We start from the raw sequence: 20150 nt of genomic DNA on the forward strand, positions 1-20150 counted from the left end.
GGGAAACGCGGAGGCCGGCCATGCTTCTGCGCGGTCAGGGGTGTAAAAAATGCACGGTCGCCGAGGCCGCGGCGTAGGAAAGTCACCTGCCCGGCAGGTGCGCTTCGGGGTCACCCGAATGGGTGGCGGCGACGGAAAGGAGACTCGGTTTGGTGGCGCGGCCGAGACAGCGGGGGTGTTCGCCAGGTCAGCCGGCGCGGTAGACGTCGAGGCGGTTGTAGAGCGTCTTCAGGCTGATGCCCAGCGCCTTGGCGGCCTGCCGCTTATCGCCATCGAACTTGGCCAGCGTGGCGAGGATGATCTCGCGCTGCGTGTCGGCGAGCGTGGTGCCCACCCGGACGCTGACGATGCCATCGACCGTGGTGGGGCGCTGCGGCTGGCTGGAGAGTCCGGGGTTGCCGATCTCCACCTGACGGTCGGCCAGGATGTAGGCACGGTAGATCGAATTCTTCAGCTCACGCACGTTGCCGGGCCAGTCGTAGCGCACCAGCCGTTCGAGCGAACCGGGAGAGAACGTCTTTTCCGTCTGCTCCATCGTGTTGAACTCGTCGAGGAAGTGCCGGGCCAGCGGAACGATATCCTCGGTGCGTTCGCGCAGCGGCGGAATATGCAGCGGGAACACCGCCAGGCGGTACAGCAGGTCTTCGCGGAGCTGGCCGTCGCGCACCGCGTCCATCGGATCGCGGTTGGTGGCGGCCAGGATTCTCACGTCGCTGACCAGCGGTGCGTCACCCCCCACGCGATGGAACGAGCGGCTTTCCAGCACGCGCAGCAGCTTGATCTGCATCTCCGGCGGCATCTCGGTGACTTCGTCCAGGAACAGCGTGCCGCCCTGGGCCTGCTCGAAGTAGCCGGCCTTCTGTTCCAGCGCACCGGTGAAGCCGCCTTTTTCGTGGCCAAACAGTTCGGATTCGATCAGCGTGGGCGCAATGGCGCCGCAGTTCACGGCCACGAACGGCCCAGTCCTGCGGCTGCTGCGCTCATGCACCGCGCGGGCCACAACTTCCTTGCCGCTGCCGCTTTCACCGACGGCCAGCATGGTGACATCGGTGGCGGCCACGCGATTGAGCTGGCCGATCAACCGTTGCATGGCTGGCGAGGTACTTTCCCAGAGCAGCGAAACCTGCGCCGGTGCGGCGCGGCGGCCCGGAGCGCGAGGCGGCGGCGCGGGGCGGCCGGAGGGGAGCGTGGCAGTGGTTGACACGGGGTGGATGGAGCCCGCCGATCCGGCCTGTTGCGAGTTGGGGTGGCCGGGGTATGCAGGCACGTCGCATTGGTGGAAGATGCCTATCATGCTATCTGTTCGTGCGCCGGGTGGCTACCGCCTGAAACGCTGTCGCGGCAAGGTCCCACAGGCGTGTCAGACGGACACCGGCATAACGGGCAAGGCTCTGTCACTACACTTCAGGCTATTCTCAGACGTGTGCCGTCCATGCACGCCGTGACCAACCAGCCACGCCCGCGGGCCATGACAAACAGACGCCGGTCTTACGACGCCATCAGATTCTCCTATGCCACATATCCTGATCGTTGACGACGACGAGAACGCCTGCGCGGCGCTGGCCGAAATCGTCGCGATCGAAGGCTTCACCTCCGCCAACGCCGGCACGCTGCGCGAAGCCCGGCTCCAGATCGGCTGGCGCATGCCCGATGCCATCCTGGCTGACCTGCGCCTGCCCGACGGCAACGGCATGGAGCTGTTCGACGAAGTCGGCTCCGCCGGCGTCGAAGTCATCCTGACCACCGGCTATGCCAGCGTGGAATCCGCCGTGGAGGCATTGCGCCTGGGGGCCACCGACTATCTGGTCAAGCCGATCAATGTCACGCGGCTGCAGACCGTGCTCAAGCGGATCGCCACCACCAGTGAGCTGCGCGCCGAAGTGCATTCGCTGCGGGGCGAGCTGCGCCGCTACGGACGTTTCGGCCGCCTGCTGGGCAGCTCGGAGGCCATGCAGACCGTCTACGACCAGCTCAGCAAGGTGGGGCCGACGGAGGCCACCGTGATGCTGATCGGCGAAAGCGGCACCGGCAAGGAACTGGCCGCGCAGACCGTGCACGAGCTGTCGGCGCGCCGCCGCCAGCCCTTTCTGGCCGTCAACTGCGGCGCCATCTCGCCCACGCTGATCGAGACCGAGATGTTCGGCCATGAGCGGGGCAGCTTCACGGGCGCCGATCGCCAGCACAAGGGCTATTTCGAACGCGCGGATGGCGGCACGCTGTTCCTCGATGAAATTACCGAGATGCCGCTGGAGCTGCAGGTAAAGCTGCTGCGCGTGCTGGAAACGGGCGCGTTCATGCGCGTGGGTACCAACCGGGAAACGCATGCGGATGTGCGGGTGCTGGCCGCCACGAACCGGAATCCCGAAGAAGCCGTGGCAGAGGGCAAGCTGCGCGCGGACCTGTACCACCGGCTCAACGTGTTCCCGATCGAGCTGCCGCCGCTGCGCGCGCGCGGTGAGGACGTGGTGCAGATTGCCAACACGATGCTGGAACAGCTCAACGCCGAGCAGGGTACGCAACGCCGGTTTTCGTCGGCGGTGCTGGAAAGCCTGCGCATGCATTCATGGCCGGGCAACGTGCGGGAGCTGCGCAACTTTGTGCAGCGCGCCTACATCATGGCCGACCAGGATGTGATCACCGAAGTCCAGATTCCGCTGCAGGTGGCCGCGGCGCCCAGCGCTGGCACGGCCGTGGTGTCGGTGCCGGTAGGCATGTCGCTGGCCGAGGCGGACCGTCAGCTGATTTTCGCCACGCTGGAGCAGTGCGCGGGCGTGAAGAAGCACGCGGCGGAAATTCTGGGTATCAGTTTGAAGACTTTGTACAACCGGCTGGAGGACTACGCCGCCAAAGGCGAACTGCCGGAATGGCTGCGGGCGTCGCGCGGTAGCGACGCCAGCCCGCCTGCTGCCTCGTGAGGGTTTGTGAGGCAGTGCCTGCGGGCGTAAGTGCCGTGGCGTGGCGGCAGGGTATGCCGCCCAGTGCACGGTTCTTGCGTGGAACCAATGATGGTTCCTGATTTGATAGCCGATCCGATGGTTGATCATGACTGATGCGCCACGCATTCCCCCTAACGCCGTGCCGCCCGCGAGTGGCGCTGATGAGTTGCAGCTTGCCGTTCGCAGTATCGGCGAAGTCACTACGCTGATCGAACAGGCGGCCCATGACCTGCGATCGTCGCTCAATGCCATCCAGAGCTGGAGCTACGTGCTCGATCGCTCCATCGATTCGCTGGCCGCGCCCGCGCAGCGCGCATTGGCCGGCATGCGTTCGGGCATGCGGCAGCAGCTGGCACTGATCGAAGAGATGGAAGAGGGCGTGCGCCTGCTGGCGGACGAGCGCGTGTCGGCTTGGGAGCAAACCGATTTGAGCGTGCTGGCCGGCGTGGCCATCGAAGACAAGCGGCCCGCCGCCGAGGCGCGTGGCGTCATCCTGGCGCCGCTGGAATGCCATAACGAAGACGGCGAAGGGTTTGCCGTGCTGGGCGATTCCCTGCGCATCGGGCCGCTGCTGCGGCATCTGCTGGTCCATTGCATATGGCGTGCCCCCGAAGGCGGCTTCGTGCGCGTGCACCTGACCGCCGAGCGGGACTTCGTCAAGTTTCGCATCACCGAAAGCCCGCCCGTCGATCGCTCGCGTGGCGCCATGCGGCTGACCGCCTTGAGCGACTTCTTCGGCCGTCGCTCGCCAGTCGGGGGCGGCCATTCCGCCCGCCAGAGTACCGCCCTGCTGCTGACGCGGCGGATGGTGGAACTGCAGGGCGCGGCGCTGACCGCCGAGAACCAGGATTGCGATAGCGATACCGTCACGGTCTGCATCGCCGTGCGCTTTCCGCGCCTGAGTGCATCGTCACAACCGGTCTGAGCATTTTTTACCGCATCACGCACAATCTGCAGCGTCATACCGTGCGGCTTCCTCCGGTTTGTCCCGCCCTGGGCGCCGTGCCGCGCATGCTGGCGCTGGCCCGCCGCTTGCATCGGATTGAAGCGGAGCCCCGCTGACAGGGGACCCGAACGCGATACCGAACAGGAGAGATGCCATGTCACACGCTCATGCTTCGAAGGGATCCCACAAGCCTTCGGCCAAGCCGTCCAGCCATGCGACGGACAAGGCGAGCAAAGGCAAGTCCGACAAGCCCACCAAGACGTATCAGGACGCCGTGGATGAGTCGCTCGACATGACCTTCCCGGCCAGCGATCCGATCTCGCCGGGCGCCGCCGAGCATGCCGAGCGGCGGACCACCACGCGACGCGACGATGTGGACTGGACCCTGAAGAAGGGCAGCGAGCATCAGCCCGCCGGTGAGAAGGCGGCGGCACACCGCAGCGGCGTCAGCGACCGCGAAGGGAAAAAACGCTGATTGACGCGCGTTCCGGCGGCGCCATGTGCGCGCTCCGACACCATTGCACCGCAACATGCCTTGAACGGAGCCTCAGGATGTCTACGATCATCGCAGGACGATTCGATAAAGGATGGGCGCCGGAATGACTTCGATCCGCTGGCAGCGCCGGAGCCGGCGAGCCGCTAAAGTTGAGTTGCTGAATTTTCCAAGCAGGAGGATCTGTTCATGAAGCCCTTGGACCCGCAAGTACCGCCTTCCGGCACGCCGGCGCGCGGCGCATCAATCATTGGCGATGTGGAGCAGAACGGACCCGGCTGCGGCCCGTTCGTCATGGCGTCTGACACGTTGGAGGGGAACAAGGTTGTGGATCCGTCCGGCGAGGAGATCGGCACCATCGACCACATCATGCTCGACGTCCTGGGCGGCCGGATCGCGTACGCCGTATTGGCGATGGGCGGTTTCCTGGGCATTGGCGAAAAGCTCCACGCGCTGCCGTGGTCGGCCCTGACGCTCGATACGCGCCGAAAATGCTTTGTGCTGGGCGTGGAAAAGGAACGCATCAAGGCCGCGCCGGGCTTTGACAAGGAGCAGTGGCCCACGATGGCGAATTCGCAATGGGCCACGAGCATTCACGAGTACTACGGCATTTCGCCGTACTGGGAAAAGGATCGCTACGATCCGTGGGCGTGACACCCGCAGCCCGCTGCCTTCCGTGCCTGCATGCGGGGAGGAAGGCAGCGGGCGTTTTCTTCCTTTTGCGTCACGCCTTGTGATTGATTCCTGCGCCGGCTGGCGCATCGGCTACCGCGGGGCGGGCACGCGCGTGGTGAGCTGGTTCGACACGCCGAGGATGCCGGGCGGTGTCGACGCGGCTTTTTCGATCCGCTGCGCGATATCGGCGTCCTCTACCTGGCCCGTGATCGTCACGCGCCGCTCAACCACGTGCACCGCCACGCCGTCGGGCATGTCGCCGCCGCAGAATTCCGCGATGCAGGTGCCCACGCGCTCGCGCAGCAGTTCGTCTTCATCGTCGGGGCTGGTGCGGCGGGGGGCTTCGCTTTCCGTTTGCGTCATGGCGGTCCTCTTCTGGTAAGTGATAAAGCGCGGCTTGCTGCCGCGCCCGGAATGCCGGTGAGACGTAATCGTCATGCCCACCGGGCGCCCACGGCTCCGGGTCGTTGCTTGTAAATACGACATGTCACGGTGCCGGATGACGTCCTTGTAGGACGGCACCGACTGAAACTGCATGAGGGCGCTCTCTACAATGTAGACAGTCCTGCTTCTCCCAGGGAGCGATTCATGCGCCAGCCCACGCACCGTCTGATCCATTTGTTCGACCGGTTCGCCGGCGCGGCCACCCGTCAGGCTGGCTCGCCCGTGGCGTTTGCGCTGGCGGTACTCGTGGTTGTGGCCTGGGCGGTCACGGGACCACTCTTCGGCTTTTCCGAGACCTGGCAGCTCGTGATCAACACGGGCACCACCATCGTCACCTTTCTGATGGTGTTCCTGATCCAGCAGAGCCAGAACAAGGATGCCATCGCCGTGCATCTGAAGCTCAATGAGTTGCTGGCCTCGCATCGTGAGGCCAGCAATCATCTGGTGGCGATCGAGGACCTCGATGAAGAGGAGCTGCGTCAGCTGGTGGTGTTCTACCGGCACCTTGCGGAGCTGGCGGACGAGGAGGGCGGCGTCAAGTGCAGCCATTCCATCGATGAAGCCAACCAGATCCACGCAGAGAAGAAACGTGTACGGCGCGCACGCACTTCGACCAGGAAAAGCGATACGAAACGCGATACGAACAGCGAAACATCGGCCGTCGCCTAGCCGCGGCAGCCATTGCAGTGCCGTCGACAAGAAAACGCGGCCCGGCCGCAGAGGAGCCCGACTTGGCAACCCCAATGACTCCCGATGCAGCAGCTACCGTCGCGCCGGAGTTCGTTCCGGCGCCCGCTCCCCAACAGCGCACCGTGCGGGTGGTGGCTTATGGCCGCGCCGACTGTGACGACCCGGCCAGCCACCAGGGCGCCACGCTGCGCGGTATTGCGGAGCGCGTGGCCAGGCTGGCCGGCTTCACGTTCGCAGGCACCTACGATGCCGCCATGCAGCAACCGGTCGATGCCGCCAACGGCCGCCTGTATTTCGTGCCGGCGGAAACACTGACGGGCCTCGACACGGCGCGGCAGCTTGGCATTCATGGTCTGCAGGATCTGCTTGGCGGTGTGGTGCCGCACGCGTTCATCGGCACCAAGGTGATTTCGCACGGGCTGATTGCGCCCGATGCGAGCGCGCCCGAAGGATGGCGCGCCGATTTTACGAACCGTGTAGTCAATCACGTGCTGCCCGGTTATTCCGCGTTTTCGGTCGACGATGCCCGGCGCGCCGCCGTGGAAATGCTGCGTGACGGCAAGGTGCGCGTGAAGGAGCCATGCGGCATCGGCGGACTGGGCCAGCATGTGGTGTCGAGCGAAGCCGAACTGGACCGCGTGCTGCGGAACATGGATGCGGGGCGCGTGAGCAAGGAAGGACTCGTGCTGGAGCGCAACCTCGACGACGTGCGCACGTTCAGCGTGGGCCAGATCGAGATCGGCGACCTGCGCGCCAGTTATTGCGGCACGCAGGACCTGACGGCCGATAACACCGGGCAGCACGTATATGGTGGTTCCACGTTGCGCGTGGTACGCGGTACGTTGCAAGACTTGCTGGCGCATCCGGTGGAGACGCATCTGCGCGATGCGGTGCGCGCCGCGCTGGCTTATCACGCGGCCGTGGTTGACTGTTTTCCGGGGGTGATGGTGTCGCGCAGCAACTATGACGTCGCGCTGGGCACCCACAACGGAAAGTCGCTGCTCGGCGTGCTGGAGCAGTCCTGGCGCGTGGGCGGCGCTACCGGCGCCGAGCTGGCGGCGCTGACCGCGTTCCGCAACGATCCGCAATGCGTGCGCGCCACGGCAAGCACGCGCGAGATCTATGGCAAGGACGCAACCGTACCCGAAGATGCGGACGTCTACTTTCAGGGAGAAGACCGCAGTGTCGGCACACTGACCAAATACGCAAGACTGGAGTCCGCATCCGATGGCCACACATGAAGAGTCGATACAGATCCATACCGAAGGCGGCATGATCGCTGGCACCGTGATTTCACCCGCCACCAAGCTGCCAGGCGTGTTGTTCGTGCATGGCTGGGGCGGCAGCCAGCAGCAATACCTGGCGCGCGCGCGCGAGGTGGCCGGCCTGGGCGCGGTCTGCATGACATTCGACCTGACGGGGCATGCGGGTACGTCCGCGCAGTATGAGACGGTCAGCCGCATGCGCAATCTGGCCGATGTGCTGGCCGCCTATGACATGCTCGTGCGGCATCCCGAGGTGGACCGCAACGCGATTGCGGTCGTGGGCAGCAGCTACGGCGGCTATCTGGCCGCCGTGCTCTGTGAACTCCGACCGGTCCGCTGGCTCGCGTTTCGCGCGCCAGCGCTGTACATGGACGAAGGGTGGGAGTCGCCCAAACGCCAGCTACACCGCGACCAGGATCTGGTGGCCTATCGCCGCAAGGTGGTGGTGGCCGACACCAATCGCGCGCTGCGTGCCTGCACGAATTTCAAGGGCGACGTGCTGGTGGTGGAGTCGCAGCACGACAATATCGTGCCGCACACGGCGGTGCTCAGCTATGTCGATGCGTGCATCCAGGCTAGCTCGATTACGTACCGCGTGCTCAAGGGCGCGGACCACGGCCTGACGAGCGATGACAGCCAGCGGGCCTACACCAGGCTCTTGCTGGGCTGGCTGCGTGAAATGGTGACCGAGGCGCGCACCGGGCCAGCCGTGGCGGCCAGGCCATCCAAGGCATCGACCGCGCCGAAGACGCCGCACCACGACGATGGCCTGGAGCCGGAGCGCAAGGGCGAAGATCACGCGCGCGAAGCAGTACTGGCCGGGGACGACGACGAGAACGATCCGCAGGTCATCGCCGCGCGCCCGCGTCCCGAGCGGGCGGCGGAGTAGCAATCCGGGGCGCCTGCCGCGTTGCCCTGTTTCGCGTGTGCAGGACTTGCAAGGCTTGCTCGCCGCAGCGGTTTGGGCTGGTAAAAAGTGCAACATGCCGCCGGGTTCATGCGTACCGACGAAGCCAGGCTGCTGGTACTGCTGGAAAGTACCGCCACGTTATCGCCTTCGGCACGCAAGGCGGCGTAATCGCGCATACCGTCCACCGGCACGGCAATTGCATCGATGCATATACCGACAACAAGCAGAACACGCATAAAAATCGAGGTCCAAGGTGGAACAAGCAGTCTTCGGTTTCCTTCAGGCTGACAGCAGCAGCCAGGCAACCTTTCATCCCCAGGCACGCAAGTCGCTGCCCGCTGCTGAACCTTCCAATACATCCGATGACATGGCTGACGGCAACGTCGACCGCGACGATGCCGAGCGGCTCGTGAGTCGTGTTGCGTTGTCGCGCCTGGCCGGAAAGGCCACGCGGGGCACGGGCGCAACGGCTCGCGCGTTGCGTAGCCGCGATCTGCGCCAGACGCAGGTCCTGATGCAGGCGTTGTGCGAAATGCGGCTGGAACTGAGCAAGGTGGACGAGATACTGTCCCCGGCAACGCTGGAAAGCCGGCACACCGCGACCATGTCGCTGTGGAACAGCCGTCAGCGCGCGTTGTACACGCAGTCCGAAGTGGAACGCGGTATCGAGGCGCGGCTCGATGCAGGGTTCCAGCACGCGCGCAACGGCAGCCCACGCGAGGCGGCGGGCGAATTCAAACGCGCCTACCTGCTGCTTTGCTGCGTGCTGACGCTCGCGCGCGACAAGGCGCGCCAAAAGGCCGAATAGCCGCCGTCAATCCACCATCAATCGCACGGTCCGATATAACCGGGCAGGCCCCGGGCCTTCGGACTCGTGGCCAGCTTCACGCCGCGCGCCAGTGCGGCGGCGAACGTGTGATGGCTGTCTAGTGGCCCCGTGATGTGCTCGCGGAAAAAGTCGGCCCAGCGGAAATCCGAATAGGCGGTCTTGACCTTGCGATAGCCGCCTGCCAGTTGCACGAAGGCTTCGAGGCTCCGGTACGGATCGTCGCGCATGTCGTGCACGTTGTCTGGCAGCTCGCGGATCGGCCGGCGCCTGCCGCGCTCGTCGTACGGGTGCACCATGTGTTCGCTTTTCATGCACGTCCAGAACTTGCGCCACGATAGATGGCTCAGGTCGTTGCGCACGAGCGCTGGCACCATATCGATGCCCATCTCCTGCCATGCGCGTACCCAGTGGTGATGATCGACGATGAACAGCGTCTGCTCCGGCCCCTGCACCACGTGCACGCGATGCCGGTCCAGAAAGGCGGGGAGATCGGCGTGCGAGAGCCGTCGGGTCACATGGATCTTTTGCGCGACGTGATACGCGCCCACGGTGATCTGCGTGGGTCGCAGGTGGTCAATTGGCACCATCAGTGCCGCGCCCTTGCTGAGACGTACTGCGCGCTTGCCCATGTCTGCCTTGTCTCGTCACATCGGATGGCCATCAGGCTGCAAGGTTTGTGCCGTGCGCGCGAGCGCCGCCATGTGCCTGCGGCAATCCTTGCCGGCACTTGTAACCGTTACGCATCCCCGGCGGCACCAAGCCGGACGCTTCAATACAGGCGGCGCCAATTGCGGCGCGGCACGGAATTTGCGCTGCAAATCTTCAATGATCGCTGCCCTGGGATGTATGCCATGTCCACGCCGAGCACCCTTCCTCCACAGCACCAGGACCGCCAGCCGGGCCTGGAAAGCGAAATGGTCCCCAAGCCCGATGGTGGCGCCGATGACTACGTCGGGAGCGGCCGTCTGCGCGGCAAGGTGGTACTCGTGACGGGTGGCGACAGCGGCATCGGGCGCGCGATTGCCGTGGCGTTTGCGCGCGAGGGCGCCGACGTGGCGTTTGCTTATCTGGATGAACACGCGGACGCGAAGGAAACGGTGCGGCTGGTGGAGAACGCCGGGCGGCAAGTGCTGGCGATCGCCGGCGACATCGCCGACGTGGATCATGCAGACAGGGTCGTGGAAGACGTGTTGAGCAAGTTCGGCCGCCTGGACGTGCTGATCAACAATGCCGCGGAGCAGCATCCCCAGGAGTCCCTGGAAGAGATCAGCGCCGACCAGGTGGAAAGGACGTTCAGGACCAACGTGTTTGCGATGTTCCATGTGACGCGCGCGGCGTTGCCGCATCTGGGCCGTGGCGCCACGATCCTGAATACCACTTCCGTGACCGCGTATCGTGGCAGCGCGCATCTGCTGGACTACTCTGCTAGCAAGGGCGCCATTGTTGCGTTCACGCGCTCGCTGGCGTTGCAGGTGGTTCAGCGCGGCATCCGGGTCAATGGCGTGGCGCCCGGTCCGATCTGGACGCCGCTGATTCCTTCGACGTTCTCCGCCGAGGAAGTGGCGGCGTTCGGCAAGAAAACACCAATGGAGCGCCCCGGCCAGCCATTCGAGGTGGCGGCCGGTTATGTGTTCCTGGCGTCGGATGCCGCCAGCTATATCACGGGGCAGATCCTCCATATCAATGGGGGCGAGGTGGTCAACGCCTGAGCGCCGCCCAGCGCTTCGATGCTTCAATGCCAAAACACAGGGAGCAGAATCATGTCTTCGATTGTCGCCGGACGTTTTTCATCGATACCCGAGGCCGAGCAGGCCGCGCAGAAACTGTATGCGCGCGGCTTTTCCGTTTGGGATGTGTCGGTCATGTCGGTGGACCCCGGCGGTGCGCGTCCGCCCGGCGTGTTGCTTGCCGCGCGCGCCAAGGGAGATCGCCGTGACGAAGTGCTCGACGTATTGCGGGAGGGAGGCGCCAGCGACTGCGAACAGGCCAAGGGCAAATGGGAAGGCGGCCAATGGACCGATTTCGATCCGCTGCATGCGCCCGCACTGATCGACACGCCGGAAGGGGAGTTCTGGCCCATGCCCGGTCGCAAGCATGCCGACGGCGCTGCGCGGCCCGGCCATGCCGCACCGGTCGCGCAGGAGGCCATCGCCGAGGACAGCACCGGCAATGAAGATCCGGGCAGCGAACTGGAGCACTACGTGGATCGCCAGGTAGCCGGCAATAGCTGACGGCAGCAGTGATGGCCACCCACGCCACCGCGGAACTCGACACGCTGCGGCCCACGCAGATCACGCTGGGCATGTACCAGGTGCGCGAGAAGATGGACGTCTCGGCAAAACCTCGTAGCGTCGCGGCGCTCAAGCGTTTCATGGCGGGCCACCGCATCGAGACGGTGGTGGGGCCGGGCGGGGCGCTGTATATCGCCGACCACCATCACTGGGCGCGCGCCTGGCTGGAGCTGGGCTGGGAGCAGGCGCCCGTCGATATCATTGCCGATCTCAGCGACCTGTCGCCAGGCAAGTTCTGGAAGCGCATGCGGGCGCTCGGCCATTTGCATCCATACGACGAGCACGGAGAGCACCTGACGGAAAAGGAATTGCCCGCGACGGTGATGACGATGCGCGACGACCCGTACCGCAGCCTGGCCGCGTTTACGCGCAATGCGGGCGCGTACCGCAAGCCGGGGAATGCCTACGGCGACTTCCGCTGGGCCGCATTTTTCCGGAGGCATGTGGAAGAAGACATGCACAGCATCGCCGGCTTCGCGCGTGCAATGACAGTGGCGATAACGCTGGCGCGCAGCGGCAAGGCCAGGCGGCTGCCGGGCTTTGTGGGCGCATGCGGAAAGCGGGCCGACGGGGCGCATCGCTGAGAGCAGCACGTCGGAAAAACGCAAACGACAAAAAGGGGCGGTGGTCCGCCCCTCTTTCCTCATTTGCGCGCGCAAGCGATCTTCGAAAGCCTAGCGCTTCGACTTGTGCATAGGTTTGCCCTTCTGCTTGGTGCTGGCCATTTTCTTGAGCTCGCCCTCGCTCATCGACTTGGCCATCGACTTCGATGCGCCCTTGAGCGAGCTGGCCTTGCGCTCGCCGCGCTTTGCCGACAAAGCGGCGCCGGCCGCCATCTGCTGTGCCTTGGATTTGGCTGGCATGGTCGATCTCCCTCGCTATCGAGACTATCGAGAAATTCGTGGGATCCGTGAAATCCGGGCCTCATATTCGGCCCAGCACGACAAGAAGCACGACGATGACGACGATGAGTCCCAGGCCGCCGCTAGGCCCGTAGCCCCAGCCGGAACTGTACGGCCACGTCGGCAGGGCGCCGACCAGCAGCAGGATAAGGACGATCAGAAGAATGGTACCGATAGCCATAGTGTGCTCCTTTGTTGTGGTGCTGCAGCGCGGCAGGCCTGTTGCTGCCGCGCGGCTGTCCCTGTGACTTCAGGTTAGGACAGCACCACTCCGCACTGAGGCGGGCAGGGGCTGATATCGGTGTAGGAATAAGACGACGCCTAAGTAACGCCCTGGCCTAGAGCGCGGCGCTGTAGATCGCGCGAGCGTCGGCCTGCGTCACTTCGCGCGGATTATTCACGAGCAGGCGTGTCTGAAGCATGGCATCGCTGGCCATCCGGTCCAGGTCGGACTCCTTGACGCCCACTTCCCGAAGCGTGCGCGGAATGCCAGTGGCCTCCACGAGTCCCTCGATATGTGCGATCAGTGCCGCGGTCTTGGTCTCGTCGCTGCCAGTGGTGCTGGGCAGTACCACGTCGCACAGTTCCGCATAGCGCTTGCAGGCGGCCGGCGCATTGAACTTCATCACGTGTGGCAGGACCAGCGCGTTGGACAGCCCATGTGCCACGTGGAAGATGCCGCCGATTGGATACGCCAATGCATGGACTGCGGCAACGGGAGAGTTGGCGAACGACTGGCCCGCGAACATCGCGCCCAGTAGCATGGCTTCGCGGGCGGCGCGATCGCTGCCGTTGTCGCAGGCGCGCATCAGGTTCTGCGATAGCAGTTCCAGCGCACGCACGGCCAGCATGTCGGAAATCGGGTTCTTCAGGTGGGCACTGGTATAAGCCTCGATGGCATGCACCATAGCGTCGATGCCCGTGGCAGCGGTGGCGCCGCGCGGCAGGCCCAGCGTCAGTTCGGCGTCAAGGATCGCCAGATCGGCAAAGAGCTGCGGCGCCACCACGCCCATCTTGGTGGTTTCGCCGGTCGTGACGATCGATACGGCGGTAACTTCGGAGCCAGTGCCGGCCGTGGTTGGCATCTGCACCAGCGGCAGGCGCGCACCGGTGACCTTCTTTACGCCGTACATCTCCTTGATGGATTGCGTGGCCGGCAACAGCACGGCAATCAGCTTGGCCACGTCCATCGATGAGCCGCCGCCCAGCCCCAGCACCACCTCCGCATCGGCCTGGCGTGCCCGTTCCGTAGCTTCCAGCACCACATGCTCGGGCGGGTCGGCAACCACGTCGTCGATCACCGTCACCTGCCAGCCGTGCCGATTCAGGTCTTCCAGCGCGGGCGCCAGCAGGCCGCTCCTGGCAAGAAAACCATCGGTCACTACACACAGGCGGCTCGCCTGCGGATACGCCTCGCGCAGCAGCACGCCCAGCCGGCGTGCCGCGCCGAATTCGACGACGACCGTTGGCACGGTCTGAAAGCGGAACGGGTTCATGGTGTCTCCGGAGTATGTGTGCGATTGGGATTTTCTCCCCGCCGCCACTTGTGGGGGGCGGGGAGCCAGGCCAGAACGGCGCCTACATCTGCAGGCAAAGATACTTGATCTCGAGGTATTCCTCGATACCGTGACGCGATCCTTCGCGGCCGATGCCCGATTGTTTGATGCCGCCGAACGGTGCCACTTCGTTCGAGATCAGACCAGTGTTCAGGCCCACCATGCCGTATTCGAGCGCTTCCCCAGTACGCCAGGCGCGGCCGATATCGCGCGTGTAGAGATAGGCGGCCAGGCCGAATTCGGTTGCGTTGGCGGCGGCCACCGCTTCGTCGTCAGTCTTGAAGCGGAACAGCGGCGCCACCGGCCCGAAGATTTCCTCGCGTGCCACGCGCATTTCGGCCGTGGCGCCGGCGAGGACGGTTGGCGTGTAGAAGGTGCCGCCCAGCTTGTGCTTGCCACCGCCGGTGAGCACGCGGGCGCCCTTCGACGTGGCGTCATCCATCAGCGAGGTCACCTTCGCGATGGCGGCGTCCTCGATCAGCGGCCCGATCACGACGCCGTCTTCCAGGCCATTGCCCACGCGCAATTGGCTCGTGCGCTCGGCAAACTTTGCCGCGAAGGCGTCGTAGATGCCGTCCTGGATGTAGAAGCGGTTGGCGCAGACGCAGGTTTGTCCGCCATTGCGATACTTGGCGGCAATGGCGCCTTCCACGGCGGCGTCCACGTCGGCGTCGTCGAACACGATGAACGGGGCGTTGCCGCCGAGTTCCAGCGACAAGCGCTTCACGGTGGGCGCGGATTGGGCCATCAGGATGCGGCCCACCTCCGTCGATCCGGTGAACGACAGCTTGCGCACGATGGGGCTGGCCGTCAGCACGCCGCCAATCGTCTTTGCGTCGCCGGTCACCACTTGCAGCACGCCGGCCGGCACGCCGGCGCGATGGGCCAGCTCGGCCAGCGCAAATGCGGACAGCGGCGTCAGTTCGGCGGGCTTGATGACGATGGCGCAGCCAGCGGCCAGTGCCGGCGCCGCCTTGCGCGTGATCATCGCGGCCGGGAAGTTCCACGGGGTGATCGCGGCGCAGACACCCACGGGTTGACGCAGCGTGACCAGCCGCTTGTCGGCGGCAGGGCTGGCCAGTACCTCGCCGTCGATGCGCTTGGCTTCCTCGGCAAACCATTCGATAAAGCTGGCCGCGTAGGCGATCTCGCCCTTGGCTTCGGCCAGCGGCTTGCCTTGCTCGCGGGTCATCAGGTAGGCCAGGTCGTCGGTGTTGGCCACCATCAGGTCGAACCAGCGGCGCAGGATGTTGGCGCGTGCCTTGCCGGTCAGGGCGGCCCAGCTTTTCTGGGCCACTTCGGCGGCGGCCACGGCGCGTTCCGTTTCAGCGGCGCCCAGGTCGGCAACCCGGGCGATGACTTCGCCGGTTGCCGGATCGGTCACATCGAACGTGGCGCCGGAGTCGGCTCCCACCCATTGGCCATTCACATAGGCCAACTGCCTGAACAGCGAAGCATCCTTGAGTTGCATGGCGAATTCCCCGAAAGAGTCACGAAACACAGCCGAGCGCCACCTGGCACTTGCCGCGTTCAATAGATTGAACTATATTCCGTATGTCGAACGATGACCGATCATACGCCCATGCCGGGAAGATCGCCAGCGCCTCTTGGTGTTGGCGTTCCAAACCGGCCGACTCCATCCGCAGATGCCCAAATCCGCCTACGCCGTGTCCGCCGATAGTCCGACGGAAAACCGGCCTACCTCTCCCGCCGTGGTGCGGGCCGTCCAGGTACTCGATGCCATTGCCGATGCGGCCACGCCGCTGACGCTGGCCGACCTGACGCGCCTGACCGGCGCACCCAAGAGTTCGCTGCACGGCATGTGCGACACGCTCGTGCAACTGCAGTTGATCAAGCGCCTGCCCAGCGGGGCGATGGCGCTGGGTCCCCATGTCATGGCGTGGGCCAATGCCTTCCTGTCCCAGACCCAGATCACCGAGGAATTCCGCGCGCTGTGGGACCAGACCGATGCGTTCCACGATGCCACGGTCACGCTGTCGACGCTCGAAGGCGCCGACGTGGTGTATCTGGCCTGCCAGAACGGCGACCGGCCGCTAGGCGTGACTTTTCGCATCGGCATGCGCCTGCCCGCGCCCTACACGGCGACTGGCAAGGCAATGCTCAGCACACTGCCGTCGGCCGAGGTGCACCGGCTGTTTGCGGATGGCCTGCCCACGCCGCTCACGCGCGCCAGCGTGGCCTCCGCGGATGCGCTGACGGCCGAGCTGGAACAGGTGCGCACCGTCGGCTATTCGATCGACAACGGCCAGATGCGCGAGGGCATGACATGCTTCGGCGCTCCGGTGTTCGACGCCCAGCACGCCCGCGCGGCGGGGGCCATCGCGGTCAGCTACCTGACCAGCGAGATCGATGCCGTCACCGGCGAGCGGATTGGTCTGCAGGTGCGTGCGCTGGCGGACCAGCTTTCGGCCAAGCTCGGCGCCAGCCAGTCTTGACCGCGCGTCAAGCACGGTCAGTGCACCGCGCCGCCGACTGACATTTGCGCGTGGTCAAAGGCCCATCTTCGTCGAATCGCTAGCATCCGGGGGTTCCTCTTCCCGAATCATCATGCGATGACACAAACTACGGCGGGTACCATCCGCCGCCCCCAACTGGTCGCGCCGGCCGGATCACTTGCGGCGCTGCGCATGGCACTCCAGCACGGCGCCGACGCCGTTTACCTGGGCCTGCGCGATGCCACCAACGCGCGCAACTTCGGTGGCCTGAACTTCAGCGAGGACGATATCCGCACCGGCGTGGCCGAGGCGCATGCACGCGGCGCCGAGGTGCTTTTTGCCATCAACACGTTTGCCCAGATGGGGCACGTCGAGCGCTGGCACCATGCCGTGGACGCGGCGGCGGCGCTGGGCGCGGATGCGGTGATCATGGCCGATGCCGGGCTGATCGCCTATGCGGCCAAACGGCATCCTTCATTGCGTATCCATCTTTCCGTGCAGGGCTCCGCCACGCATGCCGACGCCATCGAGCTGATGCGCGAGCAGTTCGGTATCAGGCGGGTGGTGCTGCCGCGCGTGCTGTCCGTGCCGCAGATCGCCAGGCTGGCAAAGCAGACCGATGTGGAGCTGGAAGTGTTCGGGTTTGGCAGCCTGTGCGTGATGGCCGAGGGCCGTTGCCTGCTGTCTTCCTACGCCACGGGCGATTCGCCGAACAACAAGGGCGTCTGCTCGCCGGCCCATGCCGTACGCTGGGACGAGCGTGACGGCACGATGCAGGCGCGGCTGTCGGGCATCCTGATCGATAGCTATGCGCCGGGCGAGCCGGCCGGTTATCCGACGCTGTGCAAGGGCCGTTTCACCGTCGAGGGCGAGCGGGGCTACGTGCTGGAGGAACCGACCAGCCTCAATGCCGTGTCGCTGCTGCCATCGCTGATCGATATCGGGATTTCCGCGATCAAGATCGAAGGCCGCCAGCGCAGCCCGCGCTACGTGGCCGATGTGGTGGGCGTGCTGCGCGCGGCCATCGACGACGCCTGCCGTGACCCCAAGCGTTTCGTGCCGCGCCAGGACTGGCAGGCCACGCTCGGCCGCCACGCCGAAGGCGACCAGGTCACGCAGGGTGCGTACGACCGCCCCTGGCGGTAACTCGACCCCGGTCCGCCTCACAACCCGCCCGCTTTTCATCAGGACTGCCTACTCCGATCATGGCAATGAATACCCCATCGAATCCCGAGTCGTTCCGCATCGCGCTCGGTCCCCTGCTGTACTACTGGCCGCGTGCGACCGTGCTGCAGTTCTATGCAGCGGTTGCCGATTCAGCCGTCGAGCGTGTCTACCTTGGCGAGGCCGTTTGCACGCGCCGTCATGAGATGCGGCTTGCCGACTGGATCGAGGTGGCGCAGATGCTGCGCGATGCCGGCAAGCAGGTAGTGCTGTCCACACCGGTACTCGTGGAATCGGACAGCGATATCGCGGTGATGCGCAGGGTCTGCGCGCAGGAAGACTTCCTGGTGGAGGCCAATGACCTGGGCGCCGTGCATTGCATGGCGGGGCGGCCATTCATCGGCGGCCCGCACCTCAACGTCTATCACGCGGACACGCTCGCATGGCTGGCCAGCCTCGGCGCGCAAGGCTGTGTGGTACCGGTGGAAATGGATGGCGACACGATGATGGCGCTGGCGGCCGCGCGGCCGGCCGGGCTGGATCTCGAAGCGCTGGTCTGGGGGCGCATGCCGCTGGCATTTTCGGCGCGTTGCTTCACTGCCCGGCATCATCGGCTGCGCAAGGACGCCTGCGAATTCCGTTGCCTCGACTATCCCGATGGCCTCGTGGCCAATACCGGTGAAGGCCAGGCCTTCTTCACGCTCAATGGCATCCAGACCCAGTCGGCCACCTGCCTCGATCTGTGCGCGCATACGTCGCGCATGGCTGCGGGAGGGGTGGGATATGTGCGCGTCAGCCCGCACGCCACTGGCACGTTCGAAGCCATCGCGCATCTCGACGCGATTCGCCGCGGCGAGCGTGCGGCGTCGCCCAGCAACGTGACGCCTGCACAGGCGTTGCCCAGCAATGGCTACTGGACCGGTGCGCCTGGTATCAGCTGGATGTCTCAGGAAGCGCAAGAATCGGAAGCACCGCAACTGGGGGCCACGGCATGACGATACTGAAATCGCTGTTCACGCGCGTGCATCGACACATGCCGGCGCCGATGCGCGCCGCACCACTGGTCGTGGCACTGGAAGCCATGCGTCGCGCCGGCTGGCTGGAGCCGCCAGCCGCGCTCGACGGCAGAACCTTCTCCCTGACAGTGGAGGATATCGGACTGGAAGTGCGGTTTCACTGCACCAATGGGCGCTTTCTGCCAGGGCCGTTCGATGGGCGCGAGACCGACCTGACGCTGCGCGCCGAGGCGTTGAGCTATCTGCGCCTGATCAGCGGCGATGCGGATACCGATACCTTGTTCTTCCAGCGCCGGTTGTCGATACGCGGCGACACGGCGCTTGGTCTCGAAGTGAAATACTGGCTCGACGCCGCGCCACGGCCCGAGTGGCTGGGCACGCTGGCGCAGCGGCTGTCGCTGCTGTTTCCCGAGCCGCGCAGCGCCTGATTCAGAACTCCGGCATCGTGCCGCCAAAGCGCGTGCCGCGCTGCTTGTAGCACTGGCTTGCCTGCAGCAAGGCGCGTGGCGCATCGGTCAGCCCGCCAACGGCATCAAAGCGCGCCAGCGTCGCATTGAGTTCGTTGGCGCTGCGCGCGTGGATCATCGCAAACAGGTTGTACTGCCAGACCGGAAGCCGTCGCGTGCGCCGGAAACACATGCTCACGTGCGGCACATGGGCCAACCGCAAGCCGATGGCGTCCACGCGCGAATCGGGCACATTCCAGACACACATGACGTTGTGGGTGTAGCCGAAGGGCCGGTGCCGCAAGATCGCGCCGAAGCGGCGGATCACCCCTGCGCTGCGCCAACTGGCGAGCCTTGTCAGTGTTTCGGATAGCGCCAGCCCGGCGCGTTTCGCCAGCGCGTGATAGGGCTGCGGCGTGAGCGTCAGGCCCGCTTCCAGCGCGGCGGCCAGGCGCCAGTCCGCTTCATCGAGCACCGGCCGCGCCGGGGTGTTCAGTATTTCCTGCGGCTGCAGCGGCGTGCGGCGCCCGATGCGGCCGGCGCCGAGCGGCAGACCCAGATCCGCGCGGTATTCCCGCTCCAGCGGCAGATCGACGGGCCGTTGGCCGACGTCCACGGCGATGCGCTCCAGCACGCCATCGAGCGTGCCGCGGTCGCGCGCGCCAGCCACAAACCAGAGGTTGTAGCGATGGCCCTCGCGCGCGTGACTCTGGCTGATATCGGGATCGTTGTTGATGCGCTCGACCACGCGGTCCAGGCGCGCGGGCGGTATCGACAAGGTCGCCACCGTGGTGGCGCCAATCGTGTTCGGCGCAAAGACCGCGCCGATCCGGCTGACCCGTCCGTTACCCACGTCGCGCGCGAGCAGGCTCAGTACGGCGTGTTCCGAAAGATTGAAGGCTTCCCCGGCACGGCGGTAAGGGCGCACGTGCAGCGGGAAGTCGTCCTGGATGCGATTGTAGAGTTCGTATTCGTCGAAGATGGTGTCGAGCATGGCGAGCGTTTGGGGCAATCGGTGCAGTGCGTGGGTTGGGCACAGGGTCGATGCGCGGGAGCCATGTGTTGCGACGGACCGGAGCACGCCCGCAATATGCGGGCATCATCATCGTCAACTTCTGCTGTTACCTCGTT

At 65.4% G+C, this 20150-nt stretch carries 23 protein-coding genes; 15 read left to right on the forward strand and 8 right to left on the reverse strand.

All coding sequences use genetic code 11. From position 1 onward, the window contains the following. Positions 1-187 precede the first annotated feature (187 nt). Positions 188-1294, reverse strand: coding sequence for a sigma-54 interaction domain-containing protein (locus AC3FLX_RS07100; protein WP_488695121.1), 1107 nt, complete (start codon positions 1292-1294; stop codon positions 188-190). Positions 1295-1511: 217 nt separating this feature from the next. Between AC3FLX_RS07100 and AC3FLX_RS07105 the strand changes: the two genes are divergently transcribed. From AC3FLX_RS07105 to AC3FLX_RS07120, 4 genes are all read left to right on the forward strand, one after another. Continuing rightward, positions 1512-2915 carry a sigma-54-dependent transcriptional regulator gene (locus AC3FLX_RS07105; protein ID WP_488695122.1) on the forward strand — a complete coding sequence of 468 codons (1404 nt, stop codon included), beginning with the start codon at positions 1512-1514 and terminating at the stop codon, positions 2913-2915. A 127-nt stretch (positions 2916-3042) separates the two neighbouring features. Beyond that, positions 3043-3861 (forward strand): sensor histidine kinase, encoded by an 819-nt coding sequence (locus AC3FLX_RS07110; protein ID WP_488695124.1) that lies wholly within the window; start codon positions 3043-3045, stop codon positions 3859-3861. A 175-nt stretch (positions 3862-4036) separates the two neighbouring features. Beyond that, positions 4037-4357, forward strand: coding sequence for a hypothetical protein (locus AC3FLX_RS07115; RefSeq protein ID WP_488695126.1), 321 nt, complete (start codon positions 4037-4039; stop codon positions 4355-4357). Positions 4358-4564: 207 nt separating this feature from the next. Beyond that, on the forward strand, positions 4565-5029 hold the full coding sequence (locus AC3FLX_RS07120) for a PRC-barrel domain-containing protein (protein WP_488695128.1): 465 nt from the start codon (positions 4565-4567) through the stop codon (positions 5027-5029). Positions 5030-5140: 111 nt separating this feature from the next. On the opposite strand, the gene AC3FLX_RS07125 is transcribed toward AC3FLX_RS07120, so the two are convergent. After that, complete coding sequence (locus AC3FLX_RS07125; protein ID WP_488695130.1) at positions 5141-5413, reverse strand: BON domain-containing protein; 273 nt, start codon at positions 5411-5413, stop codon at positions 5141-5143. 225 nt (positions 5414-5638) lie between these two features. Between AC3FLX_RS07125 and AC3FLX_RS07130 the strand changes: the two genes are divergently transcribed. The 4 genes from AC3FLX_RS07130 (at position 5639) to AC3FLX_RS07145 (ending at position 9167) form a co-directional block, all read left to right on the forward strand. Continuing rightward, the gene (locus AC3FLX_RS07130) at positions 5639-6163 is read left to right on the forward strand and encodes a low affinity iron permease family protein (RefSeq protein WP_488695132.1); all 525 of its coding nucleotides are present in this window, start codon (positions 5639-5641) and stop codon (positions 6161-6163) included. A 62-nt stretch (positions 6164-6225) separates the two neighbouring features. Further along, the gene (locus AC3FLX_RS07135) at positions 6226-7425 is read left to right on the forward strand and encodes a DUF3182 family protein (protein WP_488695134.1); all 1200 of its coding nucleotides are present in this window, start codon (positions 6226-6228) and stop codon (positions 7423-7425) included. Beyond that, positions 7412-8338, forward strand: a complete 927-nt coding sequence (locus tag AC3FLX_RS07140; protein ID WP_488695135.1) for an alpha/beta hydrolase family protein — start codon at positions 7412-7414, stop codon at positions 8336-8338. Before AC3FLX_RS07135 ends, AC3FLX_RS07140 begins: the two co-directional genes overlap by 14 nt. 274 nt (positions 8339-8612) lie before the next feature. After that, on the forward strand, positions 8613-9167 hold the full coding sequence (locus tag AC3FLX_RS07145) for a hypothetical protein (protein WP_488695136.1): 555 nt from the start codon (positions 8613-8615) through the stop codon (positions 9165-9167). Positions 9168-9184: 17 nt separating this feature from the next. On the opposite strand, the gene AC3FLX_RS07150 is transcribed toward AC3FLX_RS07145, so the two are convergent. Then, complete coding sequence (locus tag AC3FLX_RS07150; protein WP_488695137.1) at positions 9185-9817, reverse strand: ParB-like protein; 633 nt, start codon at positions 9815-9817, stop codon at positions 9185-9187. Positions 9818-10039: 222 nt separating this feature from the next. On the opposite strand from AC3FLX_RS07150, the gene AC3FLX_RS07155 reads away from it, so the two are divergent. Genes AC3FLX_RS07155 through AC3FLX_RS07165 form a run of 3 tightly spaced genes read left to right on the forward strand, consistent with a single transcriptional unit; the run spans position 10040 to position 12063 of the window. Further along, on the forward strand, positions 10040-10897 hold the full coding sequence (locus tag AC3FLX_RS07155) for an SDR family oxidoreductase (protein ID WP_488695138.1): 858 nt from the start codon (positions 10040-10042) through the stop codon (positions 10895-10897). A 51-nt stretch (positions 10898-10948) separates the two neighbouring features. Continuing rightward, positions 10949-11419 carry a hypothetical protein gene (locus tag AC3FLX_RS07160; protein ID WP_488695140.1) on the forward strand — a complete coding sequence of 157 codons (471 nt, stop codon included), beginning with the start codon at positions 10949-10951 and terminating at the stop codon, positions 11417-11419. A gap of 11 nt (positions 11420-11430) precedes the next feature. Beyond that, the gene (locus AC3FLX_RS07165; RefSeq protein WP_488695142.1) at positions 11431-12063 is read left to right on the forward strand and encodes a ParB-like protein; all 633 of its coding nucleotides are present in this window, start codon (positions 11431-11433) and stop codon (positions 12061-12063) included. Between the two features lie 90 nt (positions 12064-12153). On the opposite strand, the gene AC3FLX_RS07170 is transcribed toward AC3FLX_RS07165, so the two are convergent. The 4 genes from AC3FLX_RS07170 to AC3FLX_RS07185 all read right to left on the reverse strand — a co-directional run bounded on the left by AC3FLX_RS07170 (position 12154) and on the right by AC3FLX_RS07185 (position 15408). Then, on the reverse strand, positions 12154-12342 hold the full coding sequence (locus AC3FLX_RS07170) for a DUF3008 family protein (protein WP_488695143.1): 189 nt from the start codon (positions 12340-12342) through the stop codon (positions 12154-12156). A gap of 61 nt (positions 12343-12403) precedes the next feature. Further along, positions 12404-12562 carry a DUF3309 family protein gene (locus tag AC3FLX_RS07175; RefSeq protein ID WP_488695144.1) on the reverse strand — a complete coding sequence of 53 codons (159 nt, stop codon included), beginning with the start codon at positions 12560-12562 and terminating at the stop codon, positions 12404-12406. Between the two features lie 157 nt (positions 12563-12719). Further along, positions 12720-13877, reverse strand: a complete 1158-nt coding sequence (locus AC3FLX_RS07180; RefSeq protein WP_488695145.1) for an iron-containing alcohol dehydrogenase — start codon at positions 13875-13877, stop codon at positions 12720-12722. Between the two features lie 82 nt (positions 13878-13959). After that, a complete protein-coding gene (locus tag AC3FLX_RS07185) occupies positions 13960-15408 on the reverse strand; it encodes an NAD-dependent succinate-semialdehyde dehydrogenase (protein ID WP_488695147.1) in 1449 nt (482 codons plus the stop codon). Positions 15409-15583: 175 nt separating this feature from the next. Between AC3FLX_RS07185 and AC3FLX_RS07190 the strand changes: the two genes are divergently transcribed. The 4 genes from AC3FLX_RS07190 to ubiT all read left to right on the forward strand — a co-directional run bounded on the left by AC3FLX_RS07190 (position 15584) and on the right by ubiT (position 19001). Beyond that, on the forward strand, positions 15584-16393 hold the full coding sequence (locus AC3FLX_RS07190; protein WP_488695149.1) for an IclR family transcriptional regulator: 810 nt from the start codon (positions 15584-15586) through the stop codon (positions 16391-16393). Between the two features lie 117 nt (positions 16394-16510). After that, positions 16511-17539: a ubiquinone anaerobic biosynthesis protein UbiU gene (ubiU, locus tag AC3FLX_RS07195; protein ID WP_488695151.1), complete on the forward strand. Its 1029-nt coding sequence runs from the start codon at positions 16511-16513 to the stop codon at positions 17537-17539. A gap of 59 nt (positions 17540-17598) precedes the next feature. Then, entirely contained in the window at positions 17599-18552 is a 954-nt protein-coding gene (locus tag AC3FLX_RS07200) for a U32 family peptidase (RefSeq protein ID WP_488695153.1), read from the forward strand. Beyond that, positions 18549-19001, forward strand: coding sequence for a ubiquinone anaerobic biosynthesis accessory factor UbiT (gene ubiT / locus AC3FLX_RS07205; RefSeq protein ID WP_488695154.1), 453 nt, complete (start codon positions 18549-18551; stop codon positions 18999-19001). Before AC3FLX_RS07200 ends, ubiT begins: the two co-directional genes overlap by 4 nt. A 1-nt stretch (position 19002) precedes the next feature. Here the strand turns inward: ubiT and ahbB are convergent, their stop codons facing one another. Beyond that, the gene (gene ahbB, locus AC3FLX_RS07210; RefSeq protein WP_488695602.1) at positions 19003-20001 is read right to left on the reverse strand and encodes a siroheme decarboxylase subunit beta; all 999 of its coding nucleotides are present in this window, start codon (positions 19999-20001) and stop codon (positions 19003-19005) included. Positions 20002-20150: the final 149 nt, after the last annotated feature.

The organism is Cupriavidus sp. 291-E7 (assembly GCF_057798835.1).

Bases quoted from the DNA above. Each gene is read 5' to 3' on its own strand.
- AC3FLX_RS07100 (WP_488695121.1), bottom strand. From the start codon at position 1,294: ATGATAGGCATCTTCCACCAATGCGACGTGCCTGCATACCCCGGCCAC.
- AC3FLX_RS07115 (WP_488695126.1), top strand. From the start codon at position 4,037: ATGTCACACGCTCATGCTTCGAAGGGATCCCACAAGCCTTCGGCCAAG.
- AC3FLX_RS07130 (WP_488695132.1), top strand. From the start codon at position 5,639: ATGCGCCAGCCCACGCACCGTCTGATCCATTTGTTCGACCGGTTCGCC.
- AC3FLX_RS07190 (WP_488695149.1), top strand. From the start codon at position 15,584: ATGCCCAAATCCGCCTACGCCGTGTCCGCCGATAGTCCGACGGAAAAC.
- AC3FLX_RS07120 (WP_488695128.1), top strand. From the start codon at position 4,565: ATGAAGCCCTTGGACCCGCAAGTACCGCCTTCCGGCACGCCGGCGCGC.
- AC3FLX_RS07165 (WP_488695142.1), top strand. From the start codon at position 11,431: ATGGCCACCCACGCCACCGCGGAACTCGACACGCTGCGGCCCACGCAG.
- AC3FLX_RS07185 (WP_488695147.1), bottom strand. From the start codon at position 15,408: ATGCAACTCAAGGATGCTTCGCTGTTCAGGCAGTTGGCCTATGTGAAT.
- AC3FLX_RS07175 (WP_488695144.1), bottom strand. From the start codon at position 12,562: ATGGCTATCGGTACCATTCTTCTGATCGTCCTTATCCTGCTGCTGGTC.
- AC3FLX_RS07150 (WP_488695137.1), bottom strand. From the start codon at position 9,817: ATGGGCAAGCGCGCAGTACGTCTCAGCAAGGGCGCGGCACTGATGGTG.
- AC3FLX_RS07200 (WP_488695153.1), top strand. From the start codon at position 17,599: ATGGCAATGAATACCCCATCGAATCCCGAGTCGTTCCGCATCGCGCTC.
- ubiU (WP_488695151.1), top strand. From the start codon at position 16,511: ATGACACAAACTACGGCGGGTACCATCCGCCGCCCCCAACTGGTCGCG.
- AC3FLX_RS07170 (WP_488695143.1), bottom strand. From the start codon at position 12,342: ATGCCAGCCAAATCCAAGGCACAGCAGATGGCGGCCGGCGCCGCTTTG.
- AC3FLX_RS07125 (WP_488695130.1), bottom strand. From the start codon at position 5,413: ATGACGCAAACGGAAAGCGAAGCCCCCCGCCGCACCAGCCCCGACGAT.
- ubiT (WP_488695154.1), top strand. From the start codon at position 18,549: ATGACGATACTGAAATCGCTGTTCACGCGCGTGCATCGACACATGCCG.
- AC3FLX_RS07155 (WP_488695138.1), top strand. From the start codon at position 10,040: ATGTCCACGCCGAGCACCCTTCCTCCACAGCACCAGGACCGCCAGCCG.
- AC3FLX_RS07160 (WP_488695140.1), top strand. From the start codon at position 10,949: ATGTCTTCGATTGTCGCCGGACGTTTTTCATCGATACCCGAGGCCGAG.
- AC3FLX_RS07110 (WP_488695124.1), top strand. From the start codon at position 3,043: ATGACTGATGCGCCACGCATTCCCCCTAACGCCGTGCCGCCCGCGAGT.
- AC3FLX_RS07105 (WP_488695122.1), top strand. From the start codon at position 1,512: ATGCCACATATCCTGATCGTTGACGACGACGAGAACGCCTGCGCGGCG.
- AC3FLX_RS07140 (WP_488695135.1), top strand. From the start codon at position 7,412: ATGGCCACACATGAAGAGTCGATACAGATCCATACCGAAGGCGGCATG.
- AC3FLX_RS07180 (WP_488695145.1), bottom strand. From the start codon at position 13,877: ATGAACCCGTTCCGCTTTCAGACCGTGCCAACGGTCGTCGTCGAATTC.